Annotated in this window: 18 protein-coding genes; 17 read left to right on the top strand and 1 reads right to left on the bottom strand. The window is 70.8% G+C overall.

The window, feature by feature from the left end:
• Positions 1 to 68: 68 nt before the first annotated feature.
• The 17 genes from ACFYZZ_RS02770 to ACFYZZ_RS02690 all read left to right on the top strand — a co-directional run bounded on the left by ACFYZZ_RS02770 (position 69) and on the right by ACFYZZ_RS02690 (position 17,279).
• Positions 69 to 1,067 (top strand): RNA polymerase sigma factor, encoded by a 999-nt coding sequence (locus ACFYZZ_RS02770; protein ID WP_389170632.1) that lies wholly within the window; start codon positions 69 to 71, stop codon positions 1,065 to 1,067.
• Between the two features lie 123 nt (positions 1,068 to 1,190).
• Complete coding sequence (locus tag ACFYZZ_RS02765) at positions 1,191 to 2,120, top strand: ABC transporter ATP-binding protein (protein ID WP_389170630.1); 930 nt, start codon at positions 1,191 to 1,193, stop codon at positions 2,118 to 2,120.
• The gene (locus ACFYZZ_RS02760) at positions 2,117 to 2,887 is read left to right on the top strand and encodes an MlaE family ABC transporter permease (protein WP_389170627.1); all 771 of its coding nucleotides are present in this window, start codon (positions 2,117 to 2,119) and stop codon (positions 2,885 to 2,887) included. The genes ACFYZZ_RS02765 and ACFYZZ_RS02760 overlap by 4 nt, the downstream gene beginning before the upstream one ends.
• A 3-nt stretch (positions 2,888 to 2,890) precedes the next feature.
• Positions 2,891 to 3,715, top strand: coding sequence for an MlaE family ABC transporter permease (locus ACFYZZ_RS02755; RefSeq protein WP_386576312.1), 825 nt, complete (start codon positions 2,891 to 2,893; stop codon positions 3,713 to 3,715).
• A 5-nt stretch (positions 3,716 to 3,720) separates the two neighbouring features.
• Positions 3,721 to 4,977: an MCE family protein gene (locus tag ACFYZZ_RS02750; RefSeq protein ID WP_389170624.1), complete on the top strand. Its 1,257-nt coding sequence runs from the start codon at positions 3,721 to 3,723 to the stop codon at positions 4,975 to 4,977.
• Entirely contained in the window at positions 4,974 to 6,014 is a 1,041-nt protein-coding gene (locus ACFYZZ_RS02745) for an MCE family protein (protein WP_389170621.1), read from the top strand. The genes ACFYZZ_RS02750 and ACFYZZ_RS02745 overlap by 4 nt, the downstream gene beginning before the upstream one ends.
• A 269-nt stretch (positions 6,015 to 6,283) precedes the next feature.
• Entirely contained in the window at positions 6,284 to 7,285 is a 1,002-nt protein-coding gene (locus ACFYZZ_RS02740) for an MCE family protein (protein WP_389171978.1), read from the top strand.
• Positions 7,282 to 8,406 (top strand): MCE family protein, encoded by a 1,125-nt coding sequence (locus tag ACFYZZ_RS02735; protein ID WP_389170619.1) that lies wholly within the window; start codon positions 7,282 to 7,284, stop codon positions 8,404 to 8,406. The genes ACFYZZ_RS02740 and ACFYZZ_RS02735 overlap by 4 nt, the downstream gene beginning before the upstream one ends.
• A complete protein-coding gene (locus tag ACFYZZ_RS02730) occupies positions 8,403 to 9,677 on the top strand; it encodes an MCE family protein (protein WP_389170617.1) in 1,275 nt (424 codons plus the stop codon). Before ACFYZZ_RS02735 ends, ACFYZZ_RS02730 begins: the two co-directional genes overlap by 4 nt.
• Positions 9,674 to 10,948, top strand: coding sequence for an MCE family protein (locus tag ACFYZZ_RS02725; RefSeq protein ID WP_389170614.1), 1,275 nt, complete (start codon positions 9,674 to 9,676; stop codon positions 10,946 to 10,948). The genes ACFYZZ_RS02730 and ACFYZZ_RS02725 overlap by 4 nt, the downstream gene beginning before the upstream one ends.
• An 11-nt stretch (positions 10,949 to 10,959) precedes the next feature.
• Entirely contained in the window at positions 10,960 to 11,433 is a 474-nt protein-coding gene (locus ACFYZZ_RS02720) for a hypothetical protein (protein WP_389170611.1), read from the top strand.
• Positions 11,434 to 11,467: 34 nt separating this feature from the next.
• Complete coding sequence (locus tag ACFYZZ_RS02715) at positions 11,468 to 12,226, top strand: hypothetical protein (protein WP_389170608.1); 759 nt, start codon at positions 11,468 to 11,470, stop codon at positions 12,224 to 12,226.
• A gap of 152 nt (positions 12,227 to 12,378) precedes the next feature.
• Entirely contained in the window at positions 12,379 to 13,209 is an 831-nt protein-coding gene (locus ACFYZZ_RS02710; RefSeq protein ID WP_389170605.1) for a TIM barrel protein, read from the top strand.
• A 56-nt stretch (positions 13,210 to 13,265) separates the two neighbouring features.
• The gene (locus tag ACFYZZ_RS02705) at positions 13,266 to 14,180 is read left to right on the top strand and encodes a 2-hydroxy-3-oxopropionate reductase (protein ID WP_389170602.1); all 915 of its coding nucleotides are present in this window, start codon (positions 13,266 to 13,268) and stop codon (positions 14,178 to 14,180) included.
• 172 nt (positions 14,181 to 14,352) lie between these two features.
• Positions 14,353 to 15,810 (top strand): catalase, encoded by a 1,458-nt coding sequence (locus tag ACFYZZ_RS02700; protein ID WP_389170599.1) that lies wholly within the window; start codon positions 14,353 to 14,355, stop codon positions 15,808 to 15,810.
• A 351-nt stretch (positions 15,811 to 16,161) separates the two neighbouring features.
• Positions 16,162 to 16,395 carry a hypothetical protein gene (locus ACFYZZ_RS02695; RefSeq protein ID WP_053657434.1) on the top strand — a complete coding sequence of 78 codons (234 nt, stop codon included), beginning with the start codon at positions 16,162 to 16,164 and terminating at the stop codon, positions 16,393 to 16,395.
• A 158-nt stretch (positions 16,396 to 16,553) separates the two neighbouring features.
• Positions 16,554 to 17,279 (top strand): TIGR04222 domain-containing membrane protein, encoded by a 726-nt coding sequence (locus tag ACFYZZ_RS02690; protein ID WP_389170595.1) that lies wholly within the window; start codon positions 16,554 to 16,556, stop codon positions 17,277 to 17,279.
• Between the two features lie 101 nt (positions 17,280 to 17,380).
• On the opposite strand, the gene gcl is transcribed toward ACFYZZ_RS02690, so the two are convergent.
• Positions 17,381 to 19,168, bottom strand: a complete 1,788-nt coding sequence (gcl, locus tag ACFYZZ_RS02685) for a glyoxylate carboligase (RefSeq protein ID WP_386576327.1) — start codon at positions 19,166 to 19,168, stop codon at positions 17,381 to 17,383.
• Positions 19,169 to 19,341 lie beyond the last annotated feature (173 nt).

Here is a 19,341-nt window from a genome sequence, read left to right as displayed (position 1 = left end):
CGATACTCGGCGGTAATGTCGCCACCCGCCGGAAGCACGGACCGGCGGGTGAGCGCAAAGGGGCCCTCATGGCGACGGACATGCCTGCGGACACACAGGCCGCCGACGAGCGTTGGCAGCGCATGTGGAGCCACCGTGAGCAGTTGCTCAAGGTGGCCCGGCGCCGGTCGATGAGCCTGGAGGACGCCGAGGACGCCGTGCATGAGGCGATGCTGCGCGCGGCGGAGCGCCCGGACCTCGACGACGAGCGCCTCGGCGCCTGGCTGACCACGGTGACGATGCGGCTGTGCGTCGACCGGCACCGGCAGGTCAACCGGGAGGCCGAGGTACGCAGCAGCCCCACGCTGCACGCGCCGGGCCCGGTGCCGGTCGAGGAGGCGGTGTGCGACCGCGCCGAGGCGAAGTGGGTGGCCGTCCGCAGCGGAGAGCTGCCCGCCCGGCAGGCGGAGGCGCTGCGGCTGAAGTCCGAGGATCTGGACGTGGGCCAGGTCGCCGTGCGGATGGGGCTCAGCTATCGGACGGTCGAGTCCCTGCTGGCCCGGGCCCGGCGGACACTGCGGGCCTCGCTGGCCGGGACGCTCGGGCTCGTGCTGCTCCTGCTCGGGCGCGGGCGGCCGCGCGGGGCGGGAAAGGCGCAGGCCGTGGCGGTCACCTCGACGGCGGCGACCCTGGCGGTGGCGGGGTTCGTGCTGCCGTACGCGCTCGACGCAGGCGGTGGCGCTCACGCCCCGGCTCCACGGCCGGGTGTGTCCAGCGGCGCGCACGTGCTCCGGACGGACAGCACCGGGCAGGGGGGTGCTCCGGAGCCGCGCAGGCCGTCGGCGACGGCGGCTCCGAGCCGGGTGGCCACTCAGCGGCCGGCCGGCGGATCTGCCGAACCGCTCTCCGTGCCCCCTCTGCCCAAGGTCTCGCCGCCTCCGCTTCCGGACCTGCCGGTGGAGTCCGCGGTGCCGTCGGTGCCGGCCCTCCCCTCGGTGAAGCTCCCTTCGGTCACGGGTGCACCCGCCGTGCCGTCCGTTCCCGTCGCCGTACCCACGCCATCCCTGAAGCTGCCGAAGCTGCCCTAGCCAAGCTGCCGTAACCCCCCGTCAACGCGTCCGAAAAAAATCTTGCCTCCGCCGCGACGGACGCCCCGCCCCTCCCCGTAGAGCAGATGTCGGAGCTGCTCCACGGGCGAAGGGTGGGACCGGATGGGTGTCGAGATCTGTGTGGAAGGGCTGACCAAGTCCTTCGGCCACCAGGTCATCTGGCAGGACGTGTCGCTGACGCTGCCCGCCGGCGAGGTGTCGGTGCTGCTCGGCCCCTCGGGGACGGGCAAGTCGGTGTTCCTCAAGACGCTCGTCGGGCTCCTCAGGCCGGAGCGCGGGTCGGTCAAGGTCGCGGGCCGGGACATCACCGAGCTGCGTGAGCACGACCTCTACGAGGTGCGGAAGTTGTTCGGCGTGCTGTTCCAGGACGGCGCGCTGTTCGGCTCGATGACCCTGTACGACAACATCGCCTTCCCGCTGCGCGAGCACACCCGCAGGTCCGAGAGCGAGATCCGGCGGATCGTGCTGGAGAAGATGGACATGGTCGGGCTGATCGGTGCCGAGGGGAAGCTGCCCGGCGAGATCTCCGGCGGCATGCGCAAGCGGGCCGGGCTGGCCCGCGCCCTGGTGCTGGACCCGGAGATCATCCTCTTCGACGAGCCGGACTCGGGCCTCGACCCGGTGCGCGTGGCCTACCTCAACCAGCTCATCGTCGACCTCAACGCGCAGATCGACGCGACCTTCCTGATCGTCACGCACGACATCGCCTCGGCCCGCCAGGTCCCGGACAACATCGGGCTGCTGTTCCGCCGTGAGCTGGTGCTGTTCGGGCCCCGCGAGGAGCTGCTGACCAGCGACGAGCCCGTCGTACGGCAGTTCCTGAACGGCCGGATGCAGGGGCCGATCGGCATGGCGGAGGAGAAGGACGCGGCGCAGGTCGAGCAGGAGCTGGCGCAGCTCGACGAGGGCGGCGGGGGCAAGGTGCTCACGCCCCGCCTGCTGCCGAGTCCGGGCATCGTCCGCCCGCCCCGCTGGCAGGCGATCGCGAGACGGGAGGCCGAGCTGCACGGCAAGGAGGTGGCGGGCGCATGAGACTCTCGCCGACCGGAGCGCTACGGCACTCGGGCCTCCTGTTCGCGATGGCGCTGGACGTGGTCCGGGCCCTCCCCCGACGTCCCTTCCAGGCAAGGGAGTTCATCCAGCAGGCGTGGTTCGTCGCGAGCGTCACGATCCTGCCGACGGCGCTCGTCTCGATCCCCTTCGGAGCGGTGATCGCCCTCCAGATCGGCAGCCTCACCCGGCAGTTGGGAGCGCAGTCCTTCTCGGGTGCCGCCTCGGTACTCGCCGTACTGCGCGAGGCGTCGCCGATCGTCACCGCGCTGCTGATCGCGGGCGCGGGCGGCACGGCGATCTGCGCGGACCTCGGGGCGCGCAGGATCCGGGACGAGATCGACGCGATGCAGGTGCTCGGCATCGACCCGATCCACCGGCTCGTCGTGCCCCGCGTGCTGGCCTCGATGGTCGTCGCCGTGCTGCTGAACGGGCTGGTGTCGGTGGTCGGCGTCGCGGGCGGCTACTTCTTCAACGTCGTCCTCCAGAACGGCACGCCCGGCGCGTACCTGGCGTCCTTCACGACCCTCGCCCAGCTGTCCGACCTGTGGGCCGCCGAGATCAAGGCGCTGGTGTTCGGAGCCATCGCGGCGATCGTCGCCTCGTACAAGGGGCTGACCGCGAAGGGCGGCCCCAAGGGCGTGGGCGACGCGGTCAACCAGTCCGTGGTGATCACCTTCATGTTGCTGTTCGTGACGAACTTCGTGATGACCGCGGTGTACTTCCAGGTCGTCCCGCAGAGGGGTTAGCCGATGCGACCACACAGACTCCTCGGACGCCCGCTGCGCTCCCTCGAAGAGCTGGGCACCCAACTCTCCTTCTACGGTCGCTCGTTGGCGTGGACGGGCCGCACTCTGCGCCGCTACAAGAAGGAGATCCTGCGGCTGCTGGCCGAGGTCAGCTTCGGACGCGGTGCGCTGGCCGTCGTCGGCGGCACGGTCGGCGTCATCGCCTTCCTGTCCTTCTTCACCGGCACCGAGGTCGGCCTCCAGGGCTATGCGGCCCTCAACCAGCTCGGCACCTCCAACTTCGTGGCGTTCCTGTCCGCGTACTTCAACACCCGGGAGATCGCCCCGCTGGTGGCCGGTCTCGCCCTGTCCGCGACCGTCGGAGCCGGCTTCACCGCGCAGCTCGGCGCGATGCGGATCAGCGAGGAGACCGACGCGCTGGAGGTGATGGGCGTGCCCTCGCTGCCGTTCCTGGTGACGACGCGGATGATCGCCGGTTTCGTCGCGGTGATCCCGCTGTACGTCATCGGGCTGCTGTCGTCGTACCTGGCCGCCCGCACCATCACCACCGGCTACTACGGGCAGTCCACGGGCACGTACGACCACTACTTCCAGCAGTACCTGCCGCCCGTCGACGTGCTGTGGTCCTTCGGCAAGGTGATCGTCTTCGCCGTCCTGATCATCCTGGTGCACTGCTACTACGGCTACTACGCGAGCGGCGGTCCGGCGGGGGTCGGCGTCGCGGTGGGGCGTGCGGTGCGGACGTCGATCGTCGCCATCAACGTCCTGGACTTCTTCCTGAGCCTCGCGATCTGGGGCGCCAACACGACCGTACGGATCGCGGGGTGAGGCCGATGAGAGTACTGAGGCTCAGGTTGTACGGCATCGCGTTCATCGCCGTGCTCGCGCTGCTGCTGTCGCTCGCCGTGGCCGTCTACCAGCAGGCGTTCACGCCCGTCGTGCGGATCACCCTGGAGGCCGACAGCCTCGGCAACCAGCTCGATCCGCGGGCCGACGTCAAGCTGCGGGGGCTGCTGGTCGGAGAGGTGCGCGAGGTGCACGCGGACGGCACGAAGGCCACGCTGGGCATCGCGCTCAAGCCGGAGTACGTCCGTTTCATCCCGGCGGACGTGCACGCGCGGCTGCTGCCCAAGACGCTGTTCGGCGAGAAGTACGTCGACCTCGTGGCACCCGCCCGCTCTGCGCACTCCTCGGCTCGGCCCATCCGCGCCGGGGACGTCATCACCCAGGACCGTACGAAGGTCGGCATCGAGGTGCAGCAGCTGATGAACGACCTGCTGCCGCTGCTGCGGACCGTCCGGCCGGGCGAACTCAATGCCACGCTCTCGGCGTTCGCCACCGCGCTGGAGGGCCGCGGCGACCGGATCGGCGACAACCTGACCCGGGTGGAGGGCTATCTGCGCCGGCTCAACCCGCACCTGCCGTCCCTGAAGGAGGACATCGCGCGCTTCGCCGACGTCGCCGAGGTGTACGGCGACGCCGCGCCCGATCTGCTGCGGATCCTGCGCAACACGGTCACCACCAGTCGGACGATCGTCGAGAAGGAGGACCAGCTGGCCGCCGCGCTCCGCTCGACCGCTTCCGTGGCGGGCACGGCCGACGACTTCCTGTCCGAGAACGGCGACCGGCTGATCACCCTGGGCCGGGTCTCCCGCCCGACGCTGGAGCTGTTCGCCCGCTACTCCCCCGAGTACCCCTGTGTGTTCGAGGGCCTGGTCCGGCAGGAGAAGGCTTCGGAGGAGGCGTTCCGGGGCGGCGAGATGCGGATCACCCTCGAGGTCGTCCGCCCGCAGGCCGCGTACCGGCCCGGCGAGGAGCCGCGCTACGGCGAGCGGTCGGGGCCGGACTGCCGAGGGCTGCCCCATCCGCGGGTGCCCGGGCCGAAACCCCATCTCAACGACGGTACGTCGGCCGGAAGTCCGGGCGGCGCGATCCCCGGAGGTGCCAATGTGTCCGCCACCGAGGCCGAGCAGCGGGCCGTCGGCTCGCTCGTGGCCCCTGTCATGGGCGTCCCCGCCGACGAGGTGCCGCCCGTCGCGACCCTGCTGTTCGGGCCGCTGGCCCGCGGGACGGCGGTGAGCGTCGCATGAGGACCACAGGAGCCCGGCAGACCGCCGCCCCGTTGCTCAAGTTCAGCCTCTTCGCGCTGGTCACGATCGCGGCGACGGCCCTGCTCGCCGCGACCATCGTCAACGTCTCCTTCATCCCGAAGGACACGTACCACGCGGTGTTCACCGACGTGACCGGGCTGGAGGAGGGCGATGACATCCGGGTGGCCGGGGTGCGGGTCGGCGAGGTCGAGGGCATCCGGATCAAGGACCGGACGCTGGCCGAGGTCACCTTCACCGTCACTGCCGACCGTCCGCTGCTGACCAGCAGCCACGCGGTCGTCCGCTACCGGAACCTGGTCGGGCAGCGGTACATCGCGCTGACCGAGGGCGCGGGCGACGGCACGACCCGGCTGCGGCCGGGCGGGACCATCCCGCTGTCCCGGACCCGGCCCGCGCTGGACCTCAACGCGCTGCTGAACGGCTTCAAGCCGCTGTTCGCCGCGCTCAGTCCGGGCGACGTCAACCAGCTCGCCACCGAGATCATCAGGACGCTGCAGGGCGAGGGCGGCACGGTGAACAGTCTCCTCGCACACACGGCGTCGCTCACGACGACCCTCGCCGACCGCGACGAGCTGATCGGCTCGGTGATCGACAACCTCAACACCGTGCTGGCGACGCTCGACAAGCGCGGCTCCCGCTTCTCGGGGCTGCTCAAGCAGCTCCGCCGGGTGATCTCCGGGCTGTCCGCCGACCGCAGGCCCATCGGGGACTCCCTGACGAACATCGGTGCCCTCGCCGACGCCACCTCCGGGCTGCTGACGGACGCGCGCCCGCCGCTGAAGGACGACATCGCGGGTCTGAACGACCTGACCGGAACGCTGAACGACAACGAGAAGACCGTGGAGGGCGTGCTGAAGCGGCTGCCGAACAAGCTCGACGAGCTGACCGGGACGGCGTCCTACGGCTCGTGGTTCAACTTCTACCTCTGCGACTTCGACGGCCGGATCGTGCTGCCGAAGACGAAGCAGGTACTCACTCCGGAGCTGCACGTGGCACGGGCGAGGTGCGGCGGATGAGCCTGCGCATCGTGCGGCGCCGTCGCCGCCGTCCCGAGCCGTTGATCAAGGTACGGATCCTGCCGCCGAAGCTGCCGAAGCTGCCGCGGCCGCCGAAGCTGCCCAGGCGCAGGTCCCGCCGGCCCGAACCCCTGGTGAAGGTCCGCATCCTGCCGCCGAAACTCCTGAGACTGCCGAAGCTGCCGAAGCTGCCGAAGCCGGACAAGCACAGGCCCCGCCGACCCGAACCCCTCGTAAAGGTCCGCATCCTGCCACCGAAGCTGCCGCGGATCCGGCTGAAGCGCCCCCGTCCGAAGCCGTTCCGCGACCGCAGACCCGTCGTCGTGGGCGCCGTCGGCCTCACCGTCCTCGCGCTGCTGACCGTCGCCGCGTTCAACGCCGACAACCTGCCGCTGATCGGCGGCGGCGAGACGTACAGCGCGGCCTTCTCGGAGGCGGGCGGGCTCAAGCCGGGCGACGAGGTGCGGATCGCCGGGGTCAAGGTCGGCAAGGTCGAGGGCGTCGACCTGGACGGCGACCACGTCAAGGTGACCTTCAAGGTCAAGGGCGACCCGGCGTTCGGCACCGACACCGGCGCGTCGATCCGGGTCAGGACGATCCTCGGCGCGAAGTACCTGGCCCTGCACCCGCAGGGGCCCGGCCGGTTGAAGCCGGGCAGCGAGATCCCGCTGCGGCGGACGGTGTCGGCGTACGACGTCGTGCAGGCGTTCAGTGACCTGACGACCACCACCGAGGAGGTCGACACGGACCGGCTCGCGAAGGCGCTGGACACGATCTCCGTCACCTTCCAGGACTCGCCCGAGGAGGTGCGCGCGTCGATCAAGGGACTGTCGAGGATCTCCAGGACGGTCGCCTCGCGTGACAAGGCGCTGCGTGACCTCCTCGACCACGCGAACGGAGTCACCAAGGTCCTGGCCGGCCGCACGAAGGACTTCTCCGCGCTGGTGACGGACGGCGACGAACTGTTCAAGGAGATCAGCAAACGGCGCACGGCGATCCACCGGCTGCTCAAGACCTCCGCCCTGCTGGGCATCGAACTCTCCGGCCTGGTCGAGGACAACCGGAAGGAGATCGGGCCGGCGCTCAAGAACCTCAACACCTTCGTGAAGATGCTCGAACGCAACCAGGCGAGCCTCGACCGGAGCGTCAGGCTGCTCGCGCCCTATGTGCGGCTCTTCACCAACACCCTCGGCAACGGCCGCTGGTTCGACTCGTACGTCCAGAACCTGGTCGCCGCCCCGGTGACGCCACGGACGGGAGGCACCCGATGACCCGCAGACTCCCGGCGCTCAGACTCCTGGCGCTGTTCACCGCACTCGCGGTCGCCGTCGCACTCACCGTCCTCCTGTGGCCGCACCCCGACCCCGTCCGCGTGACGGCGTACTTCCCGCGTACCGTCGGCATCTACCCCGGCTCCGACGTCCGCGTCCTCGGCGTCCGCATCGGCGAGGTCAAGCGGATCACGCCGGAGGGCGGCCGGGTGCGGGTGGAGCTGGAGTACGACCGGGGCCGCAGGGTTCCGGCGGACGCACAGGCCGCCATCGTCAACTCCTCGGTGGTCAGCGACCGTTATGTGCAGCTGCTGCCGGTGTACCGGAAGGGCCCGGTGCTGCGGGACGGCGCCGTCGTCCCCGAGTCGCGTACGGCCGTCCCCGTCGAGCTGGACCGGATCTTCGACAGCCTGCACACCACGGCCGAGGCGCTCGGCCCGAAGGGCGCGAACAAGGACGGGTCGCTGTCGCGGCTGCTCGGGGTGAGCGCGGACAACCTCGAAGGCCAGGGCCAGAACCTCAACCAGACCGTCGAGGACCTCTCGCAGGCGGTCACCACGCTGTCCGACGGACGCGGTGACCTGTTCGGCACCGTGCGGAACCTCCAGGTGTTCACGGCCGCGCTGGCGGCGGACGACAAGAGCGTGCGGTCGTTCGACACCAGCCTCGCCGAGGTGGCCGCGCAGCTGGCCGGCGAGCGGGGGGACCTCGCGGCGGCGCTGAAGAACCTCGGCGCGGCGCTGGGCGACGTGTCCGACTTCGTGAAGAACAACAAGAAGGCGCTGACCTCGGACGTGCGGGGCCTCAGCAAGGTCACCAAGGTCCTCGTCACCCAACGGGCCGCACTGGAGGAGCTGTTGGACGTCGCCCCCACGGGTCTGTCGAACCTGCAGAACGCCTACAACCCCGCCGCCGGCACCCTCGACACCCGCAACAACGCGCAGACACCGCAGGACCCGGCGTCCCTGCTGTGCTCTCTTTTGAAGACGACCGGGGACGACCACGACGACTGTGCGGGACTCAGGAAGCTCTTCGACTCCCTGCCGAAGGTCCCGACGGCCCCGGCGGCGACGGGCTCGGTCGACCGGACCCTCGGCGGAATCCTGGGGGCACGGGCATGAGAGTTCGGCGCTTGGGTCGGGTGGCCGCCTGGACGGCGGTCGGCTCGCTGCTGCTGACCGGCTGCGAGTTCAACGGCTGGTACGACGTCCCGCTCCCCGGAGGCGCCGCCGCGGACGGCCGCGCCTACCACGTCACGGTCGAGTTCCGGGACGTCATGGATCTGGTGCCGCAGTCGGCGGTCAAGGTCGGCGACGTCACCGTCGGCGCGGTCGAGCAGGTGAAGCTGGACGACTGGCACGCGCGCGTGCGCCTGCGGATCGCCGACTCGGTGAAGCTTCCTGGCAACGCGGTCGCCGAACTGCGGCAGACCAGCATGCTCGGCGAGAAGTACGTGGCGCTGTCGGCCCCGGCCGGCACCGCGCCGGTCGGCCGGCTCCGCGACGGCGACCGTATCCCGCTGTCCCGCAGCGGCCGCAACCCGGACGTCGAGGAGGTGCTGTCCGCCCTGTCCGCGTTGCTGGGCGGCGGCGGGGTGGCCCAGCTCAAGACGATCACCGTCGAGCTGAACAGGGCCCTGGACGGCCGCGAGGACCGGGTCAGATCCTTGCTCAAGCAGCTCGACACGTTCCTCGGCGGTCTCGACGACCAGCGGGCGGAGATCGTCCGCGCGCTGGGCGGCGTGGACCGGCTGGCCAAGCGGCTGAAGGCGGAGAAGAAGACCATCGCCGAGGCCGTCGACACCCTGCCGCCCGCCCTGAAGGTCCTCGCCGACCAGCGCCGCGACCTGACGAAGATGCTCACCGGCCTGTCCAGGCTCGGCAGGACCGGCACCAGGGTCGTGAACGCCTCGCGGGACGACACCGTCGCCAACCTCAAGGCGCTCAGGCCCATCCTGCAAGAGCTGAACAAGGCGGGCGACGACCTTCCCAACTCCCTTGAGTTGCTGACCACTTATCCGTTCCCGCGCAACGTGGCCGACGCCATCAAGGGCGACTACGTCAACCTGAAGATCACCGCCGACCTGGACCTGGCGGGCGTCTACGGCAACGTCACCGACAAGCCGGGCAGGAAGGGCGGCGGCTCCGGCTCCGGCACCCCGGACCTGCCGACTGTGCCCAGCGTCCCCGCACCGACCCCGCTCCCGTCCACCCCGCCCCTGCCGGACACCCCGTCGGTGCCCGCCGTGCCCTCGACGCCCACGGACGGCAGCACCCTGCTGTGCCCGCCGGTCTGCACCGCGTCCTACGGCACCGGGGACGGCTCGCACCGCCTCCCGCAGGGGATCGACCTCGGCCTCGCCGAGCTGATGCTGAAGGGGATACTGCCGTGATCACACGTACGGTCAGGGCCCAGCTGCTCGCCTTCGCGACCGTCACCGCCGTCGGGGTGTCGTACGTCGGCGCCGAGTACACCGGTCTGGTGGACGACGTCCTCGACCGCGGGTACACCGTGCACGCCGACTTCGCCGAGTCCGGAGGTGTCTTCCCCGGCTCCGAGGTCACCTACCGCGGGGTGCCGGTGGGCCGGGTGGGCGAGCTGAAGCTGACCGGTTCCGGGGTCTCGGTGCCGCTGAAGATCGAGGACGGCGCGCCGCGGATCCCGGCCGACACGCTGGCGGTGGTCGCCAACCGTTCGGCGGTGGGTGAGCAGTACGTCGACCTGCAGCCCCGGCGCTCGGGCGGCCCGTACCTGATGGACGGCAGCCCGATTCCGCGCAGCCGCACCCGGACCCCGCTGCCGGTCACCGACCTCGTCCTCGGCCTCGACCGGCTGGTCAACTCCGTGGGCAAGGACGATCTGCGCACCACCGTCGACGAGTTGGGCAAGGCCTTCGCCGGCACCGGCCCGGACCTGAGCCGCCTGGTGGACTCCGGCAACGAGCTGGTCGAGTCGGCGTCCGAGTCGCTCCCGGAGACGGTCTCGCTGATCGAGGACTCGCGGAAGGTGCTCAAGACGCAGGCCGACCAGGGCTCGGCGATCAAGTCGTTCTCCCGTGATCTTGCCACGCTCACCGCGCAGTTGAAGTCGAGCGACGGGGACCTGCGCCGGCTGATCGGCAACGCGGCGCCCGCCGCGCAGGAGATCAACTCCCTGCTGAAGTCCACGCAGCCGCACCTGCCGGTCCTGCTGGCCAACCTCATCAGCGGCGGTCAGGTCACCGTGGCGCGGCTGCCCGGCGTGGAACAGGCCCTGGTCACCTTCCCGCTCAACGTCGCCGGCAGCTACACCGTCGTCCCCGGCGACGGCACCACCCACTTCGGGCTGGTCCTGGGCGTCGACGACCCACCGGCGTGCACCCGGGGCTACGGCACGCAGCGCCGCGACCCCGCCGACACCGGTACGCGCCCGGCGAACACCGGCGCGCACTGCACGGCACCCCGCGGCGGCAAGACCTCGGTGCGCGGCGCGCAGAACGCCCCGGGCGCCTCGGCCGGTTCGAGCAGTGCGAACCAGGCCGCGTACGTGGCCCCGTACGACCCGGAGACCGGTACCTCCACCGGCCCGGACGGAACGCCCGTCGAGATCGGTTCGACGGGCGGCGAACAGACCGTGTTCGGAAAGGAGTCGTGGCAATGGCTGCTCGTGGGACCGATGGCATGAAAGGGGGGCGTATGAGGCCGTTGTGGGTGGGGCTCGTCGCCGCGACCGTCCTGGCGACCGCGCTGTCCGTCTGGCTGGGGCTGCGGCTGTCCGACCAGCATGCGGCGCAGCAGCGCCGCCAGGACGTCCTGGCGGCGGCCCGCCAGTCGGCGCTGAACTTCACCTCGCTCGACTACCGGCACTACGGCCGGGACAGCGGCAACGTGCTGAAGGGCGCCACCGGCGACTTCAAGAAGCAGTTCGCCGCACAGACCGCTCAGCTCACCCGGCTGGTCGCGCAGAACAAGTCGGTGTCCGAGGGGCAGGTCCTGGAGGCCGGCATCGTGCGGTCCGACGAGCGCTCGGCCCGGGTCCTGGTCGTGGCCGACAGCAAGGTGACCAACACCGCCGCGCCCGAGGGACAGGCGCGCACCTACCGGCTCCAGCTCGACCTCGTCCGGGTGGACGGCCGCTGGCTGACCTCCGACGTCGAGTTCGTGGGCTGACCCGGCAGTGAGGCACGCAGTGAGGAGAGACACCGTGGCGAACCCGACCACCCGAACCCGCGGCACCGGCTCCCCGGCCCGCCGCACCATGACCGCGGCCGCCCGCGCGGCGGCCAAGCGCGCCAGGCGGCCGGAGCACGACGAGACCGCCCCGCAGGCCGAGGGACGGCCCTCGGGACGCACCGTGCTCATCGAGCCCCGGGGCGGCTGGGACGACCCGCCGGAGCCGAAGCCGGCGGCGGAGGAGCCGGAGACCGACGAGCAGGAGAGCGCGCCCGCGCGCCCGCCCGGCCTCCGGAGGCTGCTCACGGCAGCGCTCTGCCTCGCGCTCGCGGCAGCCCTGGCCGTGGCCGCCGTACTCGGGTGGCAGTACCGGCAGGGACAGCAGACCGCACGGGCGCGCGCCGAGGCCCTGGCCGCCGCCCGGAAGGCCGCGCCGGTCGTGCTGTCGTACGACTACCGGCACCTGGACCGCGACTTCGCCCGGGCCCGTGCCCTGCTGACGGGTGCGTTCCACGACCAGTACGGCAAGACCACGAGGACGGTGGTCGGGCCGACCGCGAGGAAGTACCACGGCGTGGTGAAGGCGGCGGTGGCGGCGCCCACGGACGGCGGCGCGCCCGCGGTCTCCGTCGTGTCCGCCGCACCGGACAAGGTGGTCGTCCTGCTCTTCGTCAACCAGGTCACGCAGAGCACCCAGGTGTCGGGCTCCCGCCTGGACCTCAACCGGGTGCGGATGACGCTCGCCCGTACCTCCGACGGCTGGAAGGTGAGTGGCGTGGACGCCCTCTGACCAGGCCACCGCAAGTGCCCCCGCGCAGCCCGCGCGGGGGCACTTTTTCGTGGCCGGTCTTGACAGTCACCCACGATCGCAGGCAATCTTCCATTACGCAGAAACGAACTTCCGCGATACGGAATCACTAAACGGAAGGGAGCGCGGCCCGAATGGGATTTGCAGACCAGCGCTTCAACGTCAACCTGTCGATCCTCTTCACGGAACTCCCGCTCCTGGAGCGCCCCGCGGCCGCCGCCGCGGCGGGCTTCACGGCGGTCGAGCTGTGGTGGCCCTGGGTCGACTCCCCCACCCCCGAGCAGTCCGAGCTGGACGCCCTGAAGAAGGCGATCGAGGACGCGGGCGTCCAGCTCACGGGGCTGAACTTCTACGCCGGACAGCTGCCGGGCCCGGACCGCGGCGCCCTGTCGATCCCGGGTGAGGAGTCGGAGAAGTTCCGCGCCAACATCGACGTGGCGGCGGACTTCGCGGCCTCCCTCGGCTGCAAGGCGCTCAACGCGCTGTACGGCAACCGGGTCGAGGGCGTGGATCCGGCCGAGCAGGACGCGCTCGCCCTGGAGAACCTCACCCTCGCGGCCCGCGCGGCCGACCGGGTCGGCGCGATCATCCTGATCGAGGCCCTGAACCAGCCCGAGTCGCCGAAGTGCCCGATCGTGAGCGCACCCAAGGCGATCGAGATCGTGGACAAGGTCAACGCGGCGACGGGCCTCGGGAACGCCAAGTTCCTGATGGACCTCTACCACCTGTCCATGAACGGCGAGGACCTGCCCTCGGTCATCGAGCAGTACGCGGCGAAGACCGGCCACGTCCAGATCGCCGACAACCCCGGCCGCGGCGCCCCCGGGACGGGTTCGCTCCCGCTGGAGGAGCTGCTCGACCAGCTGAAGAAGGCCGGTTACGACGGCTGGGTCGGCCTGGAGTACAAGGCCGGCGACCGCCCGAGCGCCGAGTCCTTCGAGTGGCTCCCGCGCGAAGCGCGTTGACGCGCTGACGCGCCGAACCCCCCTGACTTTGCACAGCAGTTAGAGAGGCACCCCTGATGAGCAATCTTGCAGATTCCTCCCGCCCGGCCCGCCCTGCGATCGCCTGGATCGGCCTCGGCATCATGGGCTCCCCCATGTCCGAGAACCTGATCAAGGCGGGTTACGACGTCACCGGCTTCACCCTGGAGCAGGACAAGCTGGACCGTCTGGCGGCCGCCGGCGGCACCGCGGCCGGCTCGATCGCCGAGGCCGTGCGCGATGCCGACGTGGTGATCACGATGGTGCCCGCCTCACCGCAGGTCGAGGCCATCGCCTACGGCCCCGACGGCATCCTGGAGAACACGAAGCAGGGCGCCCTGCTGATCGACATGTCCTCGATCACCCCGCAGACCTCGGTGGACCTCGCGAAGAACGCCAAGGAGAAGGGCATCCGCGTCCTCGACGCCCCCGTCTCCGGCGGTGAGGCCGGCGCCGTCGAGGCCGTACTGTCGATCATGGTCGGCGGTGAGCAGGCCGACTTCGACCAGGCCAAGCCGATCTTCGACGCGCTGGGCAAGACCATTGTGCTGTGCGGGCCGCACGGCTCCGGCCAGACCGTGAAGGCGGCCAACCAGCTGATCGTGGCCGTGAACATCCAGGCCTGCGCCGAGGCCGTGGTCTTCCTGGAGAAGTCGGGCGTGGACCTGCAGGCCGCGCTGGACGTCCTGGGCGGCGGCCTCGCGGGCTCGACCGTGCTGACGCGCAAGAAGGACAACTTCCTGAACCGCGACTTCAAGCCGGGCTTCCGCATCGACCTGCACCACAAGGACATGGGCATCGTCACCGACGCCGCCCGCAACGTCGGCGCCGCCCTGCCGGTCGGTGCCGTGGTCGCCCAACTGGTCGCCTCGCTGCGCGCCCAGGGCGACGGCGGCCTGGACCACTCGGCCCTGCTGCGGGCCGTGGAGCGCCTGTCCGGCGCCCAGGTCTGACGGCCTCCTGAGGCTTCCGGGCCGCGGTGCCGCTGACAACTGTCCTGTCGCGCCCAGGCGGCACCGCGACCCGGAATCAGCTTCAACAAACTGTTGACGCTCGGATCGCCCCACTTTTAGGCTCCACAAAGCGGAAACAGATTTCCGCTGACTCCCGCACGGAAGGTCCCTGATGTCGAAGCGCGTGCTGACGACAGAGTCCGGCGCCCCAGTCGCCGACAACCAGAACTCCGCCTCCGCCGGCGCAGGCGGCCCGCTTCTGCTCCAGGACCAGCACCTCCTGGAGAAGCTGGCGCGCTTCAACCGCGAGCGGATCCCGGAGCGTGTGGTGCACGCCCGCGGCTCCGGCGCGTACGGCCGCTTCGAGGTGACGGACGACGTCACCGGCTTCACCCACGCCGACTTCCTGAACGCGATCGGCAAGCGCACCGAGGTGTTCGTGCGCTTCTCGACGGTCGCCGACTCCCTCGGCGGCGCGGACGCGGTCCGTGACCCGCGCGGCTTCGCGGTGAAGTTCTACACCGAGGAGGGCAACTACGACCTCGTCGGCAACAACACCCCGGTGTTCTTCATCAAGGACCCGATCAAGTTCCCCGACTTCATCCACTCGCAGAAGCGGGACCCGTTCACCGGCAAGCAGGAGCCGGACAACGTCTGGGACTTCTGGGCGCACGCCCCGGAGGCCACGCACCAGGTGACCTGGCTGATGGGCGACCGCGGCATCCCGGCGTCGTACCGCCACATGAACGGCTACGGCTCGCACACCTACCAGTGGACGAACGCCGAGGGCGAGGCCTTCTTCGTCAAGTACCACTTCAAGACGGACCAGGGCATCCGCTGCCTCTCCGCCGAGCAGGGCGCCGAGCAGGCCGGCAAGGACCCCAACTCGCACCAGACGGACCTGCTGCAGGCCATCGAACGCGGGGTGCACCCGTCCTGGACCCTGTACGTCCAGATCATGCCGGCGGCCGAGGCGGCGAACTTCCGCTTCAACCCCTTCGACCTGACCAAGGTCTGGCCGCACAACGACTACCCGCTGCAGCGCGTCGGCCGCCTGGTCCTGGACCGCAACCCGGACAACGTGTTCGCCGAGGTCGAGCAGGCCGCGTTCTCCCCGAACAACTTCGTTCCGGGCATCGGCCCCTCCCCCGACAAGATGCTCCAGGGCCGGCTGTTCGCCTACGCGGACGCCCACCGCTACCGCCTGGGCGTCAACCACACCCAGCTCGCGGTCAACGCCCCGAAGGCGACGACCGCGCAGAACTACGGCCGCGACGGCCTCATGGCGTCCAACGCCCAGGGCCGCCACGCCAAGAACTACGAGCCGAACTCGTACGACGGCCCGGTGGAGACCGGCCGCCCGCTGTCGGCCCCGCTGGCGGTCTCGGGCCACACCGGCACCCACGAGGCCCCGCTGCACACCAAGGACGACGACTTCTACCAGGCGGGCGAGCTGTACCGCCTGATGTCGCAGGAGGAGAAGTCCCGCCTGATCGCGAACATCGCCGGCGGCCTCTCGCAGGTCTCCCGCGAGGACGTGATCGCGAAGAACCTGGCCCACTTCCACGCCGCCGACCCCGAGTACGGCAAGCGCGTCGAGGAGGCGGTCCGCGCCCTGCGCGAGGACTGAGGCCACGGACGGCCCGCGGCAGCCGAACGGCCCGGATGAGGGGTGGCCGGTCGGAACAGCTCGCGGGCAGGGCGAGGACCGCGGCGGCGTGTGAGCCAGTGCGGTGGTGAAGGATCCGAGTCCCCTTCTCGACCAGAGGGGAGGGCGCCCGGCTCCGTCGCATCCGTCGCGGTCCCAGCCCACACCGGCTCCGTCCGGCGGCGCGAATGTCCTGGCACGCCCAGCCTCGCACCGTCGGACGGCCATCACACGGAACACGGCACCGAGAGCGCCCCCTGGTCACAGGGGGCGCTCTCGTGCTGTCCGGGCTCCGGGGGTGCGCTCCCGCCGCTTCCGCAGGACGCTGATCCCATGGGCAATCCGACGCAGTACCCGCACATCGTGGTCCACGCTCCGGCCCTCGACGGCTCCCGGCGCGTCACCGAGGGGGACGTGACCCTGGGGCTCGCCTCCCACCTGGACGACGTCGTCGAGATCCTGCGGCTGGCCGACCTGGACCGCATCGAGGTCGAGGAGAGCGACCTCATCGAGTGGCAGGGCGGCGGGCCCGACGACTGGCCGGGCCTGTCCGAGCACGAGGTCTAGGGAAGGCGGGTACGACAGCGGCCGTACCCGGCCTACGCAATCCTCAAATCAACCTCTGAACACCGCGAGAGAGGCTTCGACAACCGGCACCGGCGGGCACAACACCGACACGGGGCCCGCCGGCACGGGGGCGGCGGGTCCCGTACGGGGGGTGCCTCATGGACCGTACGACGTCGATTCCGCCGGACCCTTGCGCGGTCGCCCTGCTGCGGGGCGGCGACCGCGCCGCCGTGACCGTCGCCGTGGTCGGACTGCATCTGCGCGGCGCGGTCGAAGCCGGCCGGCCGGGCACCCTGCGGAAGTCCGGGTCCAGGGCGGGGAACGCCGTGTCCTTCCGCCATCCCCTGGAGAAGGCGGTACGCACGGGTCTCTACCGGCCCGCCGGGCCGCGGGAGTTGCCCGGCAGGGCGGTGGTGCGGCGGGCCCTGGCCGGGATGCGGGCCGAACTCGCGGCGACGGGCCTGCTGCGGGCCCTCCCGCCCGGCCGCACGCGAGCCGCCCGCCGCTACTTGGCGGAACTGCGCGAGCACCACCCGCTCCCGGAGGGCCGCGACGGCCGCGACGGCTTGGCGGAGGAGGAGGTGCTGATCGCCGTCGCACTGTACGGCGCGCGGGCCCTCACGGCTCTGCTGCCGGGTTTCGCCCGCGATTCCGGCCTCACCGGCCGTGGCGCGCTCGCGGACGAGGGCCTCTTCCCGTTCGGCCGGGGCGGCGGCGTCCGCGGCATCGCCGGCGACAAGGGCCTGACCGGCTGGGGCGGCGACGACCGCGATGCCAGTGGCGGCACACACGGCGGCCACAGCAGCCACGGCGGCCACGCGCATGGCGGCCACGACTACGGCCACGACTACGGCGGCGGATGGGGAGGCGGAGGCTTCGACTGAGAGCCGCCCTGGCGGCCCCTTGCGTCCGCGGACACGTGGAAGGGGCGGCCCGTCCCGCTCGGACGGACCGCCCCTGGCGTGTTCTCGCGCGCTGTGCCGGATCAGACCTTCAGCGGCTTGATCGACGTCGGCGCGTGGCCGGGCTCGGTGGCCAGGTCCTCGAACTCGGAGATGTCGCTGATGTCCATCGTCCGACTCATCGAGATGTTGGTGATGCGCTCCAGGATCGCCTCGACGACGACCGGCACCTGGTACTCGGCGGCCAGCTTCTTCGCCTGCTCGAAGGCGGCGCCCAGCTGGTCCGGCTCGGTGACCCGGATCGCCTTGCAGCCCAGGCCCTCGGCGACCTTGACGTGGTCGACGCCGTAGACGCCGATCTCCGGAGTGTTGATGTTCTCAAACTCCAGGTTGACCTGGAAGTTGATGTCCAGGCCGAGCTGCGCCTGACGGATCAGGCCCAGGTAGGCGTTGTTCACGAGAACGTGGACGTAGGGGATCCTGTGCTGGGCGGCGACCGCCAGCTCCTCGATCAGGAACTGGAAGTCGTAGTCGCCGGAGAGGGCGACGACCGGGGACTGGGGGTCGGCCTTGGCGACGCCGATCGCGGCCGGGATGGTCCAGCCGAGCGGGCCGGCCTGGCCGCAGTTGATCCAGTGACGCGGCTTGTAGACGTGCAGCATCTGCGCGCCGGCGATCTGGGAGAGGCCGATCGTGGTGACGTACCGGGTCTCCGGTCCGAAGGCCTTGTTCATCTCCTCGTACACGCGCTGCGGCTTCATCGGCACGTTGTCGAAGTGGGTACGGCGCAGCAGCGTCGCCTTGCGCTCCTGCGTCGAGGCGACCCAGTCGGCGCGGTCGGGCAGCCTGCCCTCGGCCTTCAGCTCCTTCGCCACCTCGACGAACAGCTCCAGCGCGGCCTTGGCGTCGGAGACGACACCGTAGTCCGGCGGGAAGATCTTGCCGATCTGGGTGGGCTCGATGTCGACGTGGACGAACTTGCGGCCCTGGCGGTAGACGTCGAGCTTGTAGCCGGTGTGGCGGTTGGCCCAGCGGTTGCCGATGCCGAGGACGAAGTCGGACTCCAGGAAGTTCGCGTTGCCGTAGCGGTGCGAGGTCTGGACGCCGACCATGCCGGCGTTCAGCTCGTGGTCGTCGGGCAGGGTGCCCCAGCCCATCAGGGTCGGGATGACCGGGGTCTGGGTCAGCTCGGCGAACTCGACCAGCAGGTCGGCGGCGTCGGCGCCGATGATGCCGCCGCCGGCGACGAGGACCGGGCGCTCGGACGCCAGGAGGAAGGAGAGGGCTTTCTCGATCTGGGCGCGGGTCGCGGCCGGCTTGTAGACCGGGAGCGGCTCGTACGTCTCCGGGTCGAACTCGATCTCGGTGAGCTGGACGTCGATCGGCAGGTCGATGAGGACCGGGCCGGGCCGGCCGGAGCGCATCAGGTGGAAGGCCTGCTGGAAGACGCCGGGGACCTGCGCGGCCTCCAGGACGGTGACCGCCATTTTGGTGACCGGCTTGGCGATCGAGGCGATGTCGACGGCCTGGAAGTCCTCCTTGTGGATCACGCTCGTGGGCGCCTGGCCCGTGATGCACAGGATCGGGATGGAGTCGCCGATGGCCGAGTACAGGCCGGTGATCATGTCGGTGCCGGCGGGGCCCGAGGTGCCGATGCAGACGCCGATGTTGCCCGGCCTGGTCCGGGTGTACCCCTCGGCCATGTGCGAGGCGCCCTCGACGTGGCGGGCGAGCGTGTGGTTGATCCCGCCGCCCTCCTTCAGCGCCTTGTAGAAGGGGTTGATCGCCGCGCCCGGCACACCGAAGGCGTCCGTGACGCCCTCGCGCTTGAGGATCTCAACTGCCGCGCGGGCAGCGGTCATACGAGCCATCGAGTACTCCTGCTTCGGCTGTCGGATGCGTACTCCCGTCGCGCCCCGCGGCGAGTACTTCCGTATTGCGGAAAGTAATTTCTACTATCTGAAATCAATGTAGGGGGGTCACCGAAGACCGTCAAGAGAGGGACAAGGAGGGTCCGACAGGAGCACGATGGGGCGCAGTCCCG

This window comes from Streptomyces sp. NPDC001816 (genome assembly GCF_042892235.1).
In the GTDB taxonomy this organism is placed as follows: Bacteria; Actinomycetota; Actinomycetes; order Streptomycetales; family Streptomycetaceae; genus Streptomyces.
Note: the sequence above shows the minus strand (reverse complement) of the source record. Positions and strands in the feature narration are given on the sequence as shown.